Annotated in this window: 7 protein-coding genes and 1 pseudogene; 3 read left to right on the top strand and 5 right to left on the bottom strand. The window is 42.2% G+C overall.

The genetic code is table 11. From position 1 onward, the window contains the following. The first annotated feature begins 4 nt into the window (after positions 1-4). The 3 genes and pseudogenes from PCORN_RS11125 to PCORN_RS11115 all read left to right on the top strand — a co-directional run bounded on the left by PCORN_RS11125 (position 5) and on the right by PCORN_RS11115 (position 3870). A complete protein-coding gene (locus tag PCORN_RS11125; protein ID WP_420912030.1) occupies positions 5-616 on the top strand; it encodes an ABC transporter ATP-binding protein in 612 nt (203 codons plus the stop codon). 147 nt (positions 617-763) lie between these two features. Continuing rightward, a pseudogene (gene treB / locus PCORN_RS11120) lies at positions 764-2183 on the top strand (PTS trehalose transporter subunit IIBC). Between the two features lie 13 nt (positions 2184-2196). Then, the gene (locus tag PCORN_RS11115) at positions 2197-3870 is read left to right on the top strand and encodes an alpha,alpha-phosphotrehalase (RefSeq protein WP_036080478.1); all 1674 of its coding nucleotides are present in this window, start codon (positions 2197-2199) and stop codon (positions 3868-3870) included. A 281-nt stretch (positions 3871-4151) separates the two neighbouring features. Here PCORN_RS11115 and PCORN_RS11110 read toward each other — a convergent pair whose 3' ends face one another. From PCORN_RS11110 to PCORN_RS11090, 5 genes are all read right to left on the bottom strand, one after another. Next, complete coding sequence (locus tag PCORN_RS11110; RefSeq protein WP_036080475.1) at positions 4152-4892, bottom strand: WxL domain-containing protein; 741 nt, start codon at positions 4890-4892, stop codon at positions 4152-4154. Between the two features lie 314 nt (positions 4893-5206). Next, the gene (locus PCORN_RS11105) at positions 5207-7342 is read right to left on the bottom strand and encodes an Ig-like domain-containing protein (protein WP_149024327.1); all 2136 of its coding nucleotides are present in this window, start codon (positions 7340-7342) and stop codon (positions 5207-5209) included. Next, on the bottom strand, positions 7308-7835 hold the full coding sequence (locus PCORN_RS11100; RefSeq protein ID WP_149024326.1) for a hypothetical protein: 528 nt from the start codon (positions 7833-7835) through the stop codon (positions 7308-7310). Before PCORN_RS11100 ends, PCORN_RS11105 begins: the two co-directional genes overlap by 35 nt. Positions 7836-8526: 691 nt before the next feature. Continuing rightward, entirely contained in the window at positions 8527-9297 is a 771-nt protein-coding gene (locus PCORN_RS11095) for a Cof-type HAD-IIB family hydrolase (RefSeq protein WP_051999405.1), read from the bottom strand. Positions 9298-9433: 136 nt separating this feature from the next. Continuing rightward, positions 9434-9781: a hypothetical protein gene (locus PCORN_RS11090; RefSeq protein WP_036080463.1), complete on the bottom strand. Its 348-nt coding sequence runs from the start codon at positions 9779-9781 to the stop codon at positions 9434-9436. Positions 9782-10265 lie beyond the last annotated feature (484 nt).

The following is a 10265-nucleotide window of genomic DNA, read 5'->3' as shown; positions in this document are numbered from 1 at the left end:
AACGATTTTACTAGACACATCTTATTCATTTGATGCAGGCACCTTTTATACCATTCTAGGCCCCTCAGGATCTGGAAAAACAACGATACTCTCCATCGCATCGGGTCTCGACATCCCAAGCGCTGGGCAAGTTTTATTCCAAAAACAAAGCATCAACAAATCACTCAGCTTGCAAAAGTACCGTAAAAACCATTGCGCCATCATTTTTCAAGCGTACAATCTTATTCCTTATATGACCGCGCTACAAAATGTCATCACCGCAATCGGCATCCAACATCCCGGCATGAAGAATAAGCGCGCACATGCCGTCAAAGTCTTGACCGAAGTCGGACTCACCGAAGACCAAATCAAGCGTCCCGTCTTACAGCTCAGCGGCGGACAACAACAACGTGTCACCATCGCCCGAGCCCTTTCCGGTAGCGCCCAAATCATCTTCGCCGACGAACCAACTGGGAATCTAGACGGAGAAACAGCAGAGAAGATCATCTACTTGTTCAAAGCACTCGCTCATCAAAAAGGAAAATGTATCGTCATGGTCACACATGATAAATCCATTGCGAAACAATCGGATGTCACATTAACCTTGAAAGAAAAACAATTAGTCCAAACATCTTAAGCCCGAAACCTCGCCTTGGCGGGGTTTCTTTAAATTTGTTTAAACAAATTTAAAGAAAAGGCTTGCATAAGTTGTTTAAACAACTTATAATAAATCTAATGAAATCGATTACATTTTATAGTTAGCTCAGAAAGAGGGGAATTTAAGATGGCAAAGGTTACGAAAAAGAATGTCGCAGCGATTATTGCGGCAATTGGTGGCGAAGATAATATCAATATGGCGACACACTGTATCTCTCGTCTCCGTTTTCAGCTCAAAGACGAATCCATTGTGGACGAAGATGCGCTAAAAGAGATTGACATTGTACGAGGCAATTTCAGCTCCAATGGCCAGTATCAAGTCGTTATCGGTCAAGGAACCGTCGACAAAGCCTACGAAGAACTCGTTCGCCAGACAAATGTAAAAGAAGTCACGACTGCAGAACTGAAAGAAGAAAACGCGAAAAAAATTGAATCCTCTTCAAAAAATCGTGAAAATGCTGGCCGATGTTTTCATTCCAATTTTGCCAGCGATTGTTGCTAGTGGTCTTTTACTTGGTATTAATAATGTACTTGTTGGTGTTGGGATTTTTGTCGAGGGCAAATCGCTCGTTGATATGTACCCGAACTTGGCCAGTATTGCCGGGATGATCAGTATGATTGCTGGAACTGCCTTTGCTTTCTTGCCAGCGCTTGTTGGTTGGTCGGCTGTGAAATATTTCGGTGGGAACCCGCTGATGGGGATTGTGCTCGGCCTTGTACTCGTGAATCCCGCATTGATGAGTGCTTATGATATCGGCGTGAAGGAGCCGCAATACTGGCATTTCTTCGGGCTTGAAGTCGCTCAAATTGGTTACCAAGGTCAAGTATTGCCTGTTCTTGTGGCCGCTTGGGTATACGCTTCCATTGAAAAAGCGCTACGTCGTGTCGTGGCTGATGCCTTCCAATTGTTGGTTGTCGCTCCTGTGACGCTACTGGTGACGAGCGCCCTTTCTCTGATCGCAATTGGTCCAATCACGTTATGGATTTCCAATTGGATTACGGACGGGATTGTTAGTCTTTCTAACATTTCACCAATGGTTACCGGTGTCCTATTCGGTGCCTGTTTTGCCCTACTCGTTATTACAGGGATGCATCACGCTTTCCTTGCCGTCAATTTGCAGCTTATTTCAACGACTGGTAGAACGATGTTTTGGCCTATTCAAGCGCTTTCCGATACCGCACAAGGCTCGGCAGCTCTCGCTATGGCCTTTGTCACACAGGATAAAAAGAACCGTAGCATCGCGCTCACTTCCGCGCTTTCCGCCTATCTCGGCATCACAGAACCCGCGATGTTCGGGGTCAATTTACGCGCCAAGTACGCCTTCGTTTGTTCCATGATTGGCGCAGGGCTCGCAGGTGGTTTCATCGCTTACAACGGCGTTATTTCCCAATCGATTGGTGTCAGTGGCCTATTCTCAATTCTGTCAATTACACGAGCTGGTTGGGGCGCCTACGCAATTGGCATGCTGATCGCGATCGGCGTACCATTTGTGCTCACATTTATTATCGGAATGGCAAGACGAAAACAAGGAAATGCAGGATTTTAGGAGGATTTTTACGATGAATAACGAATGGTGGCAAAAAGGAACGGTATACCAGATTTACCCGCGCAGTTTTAACGATACGAACGGTGATGGTATCGGTGATATCCGCGGTATTATTGAAAAATTAGATTACCTTGCAAAACTCGGCATTGATTTGCTTTGGTTAACGCCAATGTACGTGTCGCCGCAACGCGATAATGGCTATGATATTGCGGACTATTTCGCGATGGATCCACAGTACGGAACGATGGCTGATTTTGAGGAACTTTTAGAAGAAGCGCACCGTCGTGGTTTGAAAATTATGATGGATATGGTTGTCAATCACACATCCTATCAGCATCATTGGTTCCAGGAAGCGCTAAAAGGCAAGGACAATCCGTATCGCGATTACTATATTTGGAAAGATCCGGCAGCGGATGGCGGACCTCCGAATAACTGGCTATCGAAGTTCAGCGGTTCGGCATGGGAACTCGATGTGGCATCGGGCCAATATTACTTGCATCTCTATGAAGTCGGCATGCCAGATTTAAACTGGGAAAACTCGAAACTGCAAGAAGAAATCTATCAAATGATGGCTTGGTGGGGCGAAAAAGGCATCGATGGCTTCCGTTTGGACGTCATTAATAACATCTCGAAAAATCCTGATTTCCCGAATGATTCCTTGGCAACCGCGCAAGACGATGGCCGTAAATTCTACGTCGATGGGCCACATGTCCATGAGTATTTACATCAAATGAACCGTCGCGTTTTTGATAAATATAACCTCGTGACGGTTGGTGAAATGTCCTCGACGACGCCAGAGCAATGCATCAAATATACGAGTCCAGCACGCCAAGAACTCTCAATGGCCTTTAATTTCCATCACATGAAGGTCGATTATCCAGGCGGGAAGAAATGGGCTAGCGCGAAGTATCGCTTGACAGACTTAAAACGTATCATGGCAGAATGGCAGTTGAAAATCGCAACTGGTGGTGGTTGGAACGCCTTATTTTGGACGAATCATGATCAACCGCGGGCGTTGGCGCGTTTTGCCGATGATCAAGTGTACCGAGAACAGAGCGCGAAACTTTTAGCGATTATCCTGTTCGGCTTACAAGGAACGACGTACATCTATCAAGGTGAGGAAATCGCGATGACCGATGCGAATTTCACGGATATTTCGCAGTATGATGACGCGGAATCACGGAATGCGTATAAGCAAATGCTTGCGGATGGCGTCTCTGAGACCGATGCCTTACAGATTTTGCGTGAGAAATCACGCGAGAACGCTCGGATTCCGATGCAATGGAATGACGATACGCATCATGGTTTCACAGTTGGTACACCTTGGCTAGCACCAATTCACGAAGATAGCTGGACCGCCGAGAAGGCCTTAGCGAATCCCGACTCGATTTTTTACACATATCAGCGTCTAATCGCCTTGCGCCGCGGTCATGATATTTTTGCGAATGGTGATTTCACGTTACTGAATGCCGCCAGCGAAACAATTTACGACTACGAACGCCAATGGAACGGCGAAACATTGCTCGTGGTTGGTAATTTTAGCGCGGAGGAACAAGTTTGGAATCTTCCAGAACGACACCACGATAAAAACTGCCGAATTCTCGAATCCAACTATCCACATGACGCGATAACAAATAAGATTGTGCTGCAACCTTACGAGGCATTGATGCTCCACATAAAAATCTAGAAAAACGGCTTTCTGGGGTATGGAGAACGAAACGCGGATTTACAACGCTGAGCGATATCAAAAAAAACACTGCAAAATATTGCGTGACAGCAGTTTGCAGTGTTTTTTAATAGAATTTCAAGCAGGATGACGCTTACTAAATTAAGACTATACATAGGAAAAGAAAACTGGAAAAATGGAGATGCGAGTAGTACTGAAAGGGCATCATTTAAATGACTAGGGTTACTTCAAAAGCAGTATGCATCGTTAAAATATTGATGCATACTGCTTTTATTTGATCATTATTGCGGTGTATCAGAAAGTGTCCATGTTAATGTTGTAGCATAATCAGAATCCGCATATTTCGCTGATTTACCTGGAACGGTTAGTGTGACTGAGTCTGCGGCTTCCGTGTTGTCTGCCCCAAATTTATCTACCCATTGACCCATCCCTTGGTCGGCTGTTGCGTTCATTACCATCGACGCTGTACCATTTGGGTTCAATTTGATTTGTTGGTTGACTGTAGGTGCTACTACATCTGCACCAGTTTTGGTTACCGCTGTTCCTTTTTTGATCGCGATCTCTGCGCCTTCTAGATTACGTGCGGAACCATCTTTTAATTGACCATTTTGTGCAACGGTTAAGCTCCAACCTGCGTTATTCCCGCGGTTATCAGATACTTGCACGTTATTCGGTGCGTCTACATATTCGCCGCTTACCTTGACTTTATCTAGTTTCGCATTGTATGTTTTGGTTTCCCCAGAAATTTCTTGGGTGCCAAAGTCGAATTCAGATACGTAACCAATGCTTAGTGGACCACCAGTTCCTGGAGTTACGTCTCCGTCTGGATCCAGTGGTTGGTCTGGATCCAGTGGATTCACTGGAGGAATTACAGTTTCTTCTGCTTGTTTGGTGAACTTCACTTTGCTGTCTGTATTTAATGAACCAACTTCTGCTGCGGATGCGTGATTACCGAAACCTAAAGTTGCTGCGACTGCTGAGATTGTGACTAAACCGATTACTGCATATTTTTTGATTGTCATTTGAAAAGCTTCTCCTTTGAAGTGCCAGAATTTGATGAAGCTATCCCGAGATCACTTGTTTTACTTTTTCTCTGCTATGTTAAGAAATACCTTGCGATTCTCTTAGCATCAGATCCTTTTCGCTGTTTCTTTATTATGGTGTATCGTTCAAGGTTAGCGTAATACTTGTTTGATAATCCGCATCAGCTTTAACGCCTGTTGTGTTGATTTTCATACGTAAACCTTGATCTTTCGTCCACTGAATATTGTTTTCAGTTTGCGTGTCGGATTTTCCTTCATAGATTGTAAATGCTTGATTGTCTAAAATTCTCGTTTCAGTTGTTCCTTTTGTAAATGTGAAAGCGTTCGTTAGTTTTTTTCGCTGTCGGGTCGGTCATATTCTCAAGAGGACCGTTCACCGTAGCTGTTACAGCCCATTTGTCGCCATTATTTCTCGCATCGGTCACGCCAATGTTCCAGCCTGTTTCTTCACGATCAATGGTCGCTTCACTTGATTTGATTTCTGTAGTATTAAATTCAAGTGCTGATGGTGCTTTCGTGAAGCCAAATGTTGTATTATCTTTTATTTCAACGCGTGAAACTGCTGTCACTGTTCCTAATTTGTAGATTAATGTGTAAGTCCCTGATGTGGTCGGTACTGGTGATTCTAATGTGATTTGGTCCGTTAAATCTGCTCCTGATAAGGTATCCCAACCTTGAATTTTTGCTTGTTGGCGTAGAAGTGATGCTACTTGATCGGATGTCTTGCCTTCTAGATCACTCGTGTTTAACTGAACATCGCCATTATGCAACATGTAGTTATCTTGTATGTTTGTATTCTCATCTTTGATACTGTACGTTACATCTTTTATCGTTTTATTTCCAGCTTTATCTTGGATAGCAATTTGAGTTGTTCTCACGCCGATTGTTGCAGTTGTTGGTGGTGTGACGTAGCTTATCGAGATATTATTAGCCACATCAGCATCTGCATTATCGTGTACGTTCGTGAGGAAAGTGCTTGCGGCTGGAATAGATGCGCCCTTGTCTAGCGTTTGCGGTTTCACATCTGCTGTCGGAGCAATCGTATCCTTCACTGTTAATGTGCTTGTAAAAGTACGCTTGAGATATTTACCTGAATTCAATTGTTGATCCACCTCAACTTGGACTGTACTTGCCCCTACTTTAGATAAGTTAGGCGCTTGGACAAAAGCATCCGCGACTTTCAAACTAGCATCAGCTGGCAAATTGATAAAATCACTAGCTTTGACTGTATCGCCTGTGTTTATCGTTACATTCTTTGTTGTGATATTATTTTGAAGAACTTGTTTATAGCCATTCGGTGTAATTTCAAAATAGTTATATCCTACTTTCAAATTCTCCGCACCATCTAATGTTGTCGCTGTTGGTTTAGTTAGAAAGGTTCTTGTTTCTGGTTGATAGACCTCAATAATATCTCCGTAATCCACGCTTGGTTGCCCATAGGCAGTCAAATAGTCACTTACAGTTCCCGTCCCTGCCGATGATTTATCAAAATAAGCAGCGCCTAGTTCATGTTCATCTGTTACTTTCATGAGCTTATTAGAGTAATAAGTGGTAGAGTAGTCGGAATGCATTTGCCCATACGCATATTCTGTGTCAATCCCAGGAGTATTAGTCAGGTATGGATGCTCACCATGATGGATGGTAACTGCGGAAATTCCACGATTTCCAGAAGATGATCCTATTCCAAGACCAGCAGAGAAAAGTGTGTCTCCAAATTGAATTGTCGTTGGAACGACGATAGTTTGTGCTATTTGAGTACTGAGATCTGTCACTTTAATACTCGTACTACTTATCCCAACTTGATCTGTCGCTGCTTTGGTGACGTATTCTATTTTCATATTAGTTCCATTATTTTTAATCTCTGTTAAAAATTCTTTCGGATTAATTGTTGATATATCAGTTCCCAATATAAAGGTTTGTGGTTTAGCAACGGCGAATACTTCTTCTTTAACGGTAACTTGTGTTGTGTCACTTATATTTCCAGCAGCGTCTTGTGCTGTGATTGTAAGGACCGCATCTTTCACTTGAACAGGGATTGTGACGGTGTAATCACCATATGCATTTGCTGTGCTTGTTCCAATTTCCGTCCCATTTACTTTAACTGAGATTTTTGCACCAGCTTCTGTTTTACCAGTTACGGTGGTAGATGTTGGATAAACCTTTGATGCAGTAGGTGCATCTGGTGGTGTTTGATCAGCGTCAATTAGCTGTAGGTTCTTATATTGTGTTACTAATTGTTGTCCTGCGTCTGTTGAGTTTGGAAATTGCCCAAAAATGATGTTTTGTGTGCTACTGTTAGCTACGAATGTTTTCGAATAATGTTTCCAACTTGTATCATCGTTTGCAATCGTTACGTTACTATTTTCAAGTGACTTATCTGTCTTAAGCCCATCGCTAATTTTTTTTTCCGATTGTAAAGTATAGCTCATTTTTGCCATCTGTCACGTCACTTGAAGCAACACGATAATCAGTTGAGACGGTATACTTTTTTCCTACCGTAAGCCCAGACATTTGTTGACCAAAACTGCTGTTCACCTTGCCGGTACTATCGGTAACATCTCTTATTTGAATTGCTGCTTCGTTTTCAATGTGCAATGGTTTAACGTATACTTGGTAATCAATCGGATTAGTGACTTTATACTCGTCTCCAGTTGCTACCATGTTTCTGCTTAGTGCTAGGCTATTATCGAATAAACCGGCTTGTGAATAAAGCCATCCTACATTTCCTTGGTTGCCAAATAATGTGAAATTCGGATCTTTAAATAGGTTTTTGTTTTGAATAGTTGCCCCCAACATGGCGCCTGTCTTTATGGTTTGGCTTATCTTCACGGGATCCTTTACTACTTCTGCTTGAGTAACTCCTGCGAACATTGGTGCGGGTATCATGATTGTGAGCGCAATAGCTATTATTTTATTTTTCATGACATCACCTTCTTTATATTTGTATGCTTCATCATCTGGTTCTCTTCCTTTGTATAGGTCTAGTATAGTATTTTCTGAAAATATTGTTTGAAAAGTACTATGGCTTATAGTGTTACTTGTACACATTTTTTAGAACTAAATATTCTCCTAGAAGATTATTTCATAAAGAAAAATACATTTAAAAGCACCTTTTTTCCATGCTATATGTAGATTTCGTGAATTTTTTTGATAAACGCTATTTAAGTGAGATATGCATCTAGAGGAACATAACCGAGTCATCTCTACTTATAGAAGTATATAAAAAGGTAACTAAGTAATTAGACTACTCTAGTGAAATTCAAATTTTCGGAAACATTACTTCGAAAAATAGTATAGGATGTAGTATTCATAAAACCTCCATTTTCTGAACACGCTCCGTTTTGACACATTCTCATTGGAAACTTGTCATTATTTTGTTCAATAACCTAGCCATTAACATATGTTTGTGTTTTCTAGATTGCCTCAAAGAGCCACAACAAAATAAACCTTTACATTCCCCTTGTCGCATGGTAAGATTACTTCATGCGATGAGCCTACAAGCAGTGTGAAGATTCCACTGCCAACCTCTTAAACATCAATGCTTTGTGGAAGGCAGTTTAAGAGCGCTAGAAAAAACCAGATGAGCAATCATCTGGTTTTTTCATGTCTTCTTTTAAAGCAAACCACACAACCGTAGTCCTTTTTCAATCCCATCGCTATTATTATCCGCTGTCACAAACTCCGCTTTTTCCTTAAGCGCCGGCACCGCGTTCTCCATCGCAATCGCGTGATCTACAGCCCCGAACATCTCCAAATCATTCATGCCATCGCCAAACGCATAAGTCGGAACATCCTCAAAACCCATCACTTCCAGCAACTTAGCAATACCCTGCGCTTTCGAACCGCCCTTTGGCACCACATCATTACTAAACGGCGTATTCCGTACAAATTGGAAATAAGAAAAGCGCTCCGGGAAATAATCGTCCCCTTTTTCCAACAATAACAGCAGCATATAAATCGGTTCCTTCAAATAAAGCTCCGCATCCACATCCGGCGATTCCTCACCCAAATATCGATAATGCTTCTCCATCACCTCATTTTGCGCCGTTCCACGAATTTTTGCCTCCGTATAAAAAGCCATTTCCACGTTTTGCGACTGCGTACCTTGGTGAAGCGCCTTAATCTCTTCCACATCAATCGGATTCGTGTAAACCTTTTCCCCGTCATACAAAACATACTGCCCATTCATCGCAATCACAGACGTCATCCCCGTTGCCTCAAGCACATGTTCAATCTCACATAACGTCCGCCCCGTCGCAATAATCGGCATAATATTTTTCGCGCGCAATTCCCGTAGCGCCCCCACCGAGCTCTCCGACACAACAGAATCACTCGTCAATAACGTCCCATCCAAATCAAAAAAACAAATCGCTGCTGGTTTCAACAAATCAAATCCCTCCTCCAAACAATGTATCCTCTCACAATACCATACGTTCTAAAATCATGTATACAATATCACGCACATTTTCCCAATAAAAAAACCGATTCGCATCCCTATCTGGGCACCAACCGGTTTTCACTTACAAATTACTATAATAGACATCGCCAATTTTTAGCATCGCGCTAATCGTATTGTATTTCTCGTCACCAATATGAATCTTATCTTCTTCCTCTTGATAATGAATCGGCATGGACAAGAGAGCTTCCTTATCCTGTTTAAAATAATGAGTATCCAAACCTAGCGTTTCAGTTATATTCACTATGTATTTATTGAATTTCGCATTACTTATGACTTTGCCATTCAAAATCGCTTCCGCCGTACTTTGAGAAAAATTCGTAGCCTTCGCAAAAGAGCGTTTCGTAAAGCCGTTCAGTCGTATATATAAATTGATATTCTCAGCAATTCGTTTCTTTTCTAATCTATTCATTGTTTTTTCCTCCCGTAGTGCGTTTGTCTATAATGCTAGTATGCCCGAAGAAAATGAGAATAAGATTAAAACTGGGTAGTATTATGGTAATAAATTAGAAAAGCTGAAGAAGCTCGTTGTGTTGATGCATTTTCAAGCCGTCGTTTGATTTGGTTTAGTGAATCAATAGGCAGTAGGGCGACACGAAAATCTCGAGATTCCAATTTCCCTATATCGAACTTCCATAAAGAACACGGCCTACTTCCAAACTCAGCACATAAGAGTCACTGGGCGATTACATGCTCGCTTTGCTCTCATGCATATTGTGACTCATCATAGTTTCCTGCTTCTTATTAGCTTTAGCAGTAGCACATTGTTTCGCGCATAAGAGTCACTGGAGGATTACATGCTCGCTTTGCTCTCATGCATATTGTGACTCATCATAGTTTCCTGCTTCTTATTAGCTTTAGCAGTAGCACATTGTTTCGCGCATAAGAGTCACTGG

This window comes from Listeria cornellensis FSL F6-0969, assembly GCF_000525855.1.
Lineage (GTDB): Bacteria > Bacillota > Bacilli > Lactobacillales > Listeriaceae > Listeria_A > Listeria_A cornellensis.
Note: the sequence above shows the minus strand (reverse complement) of the source record. Positions and strands in the feature narration are given on the sequence as shown.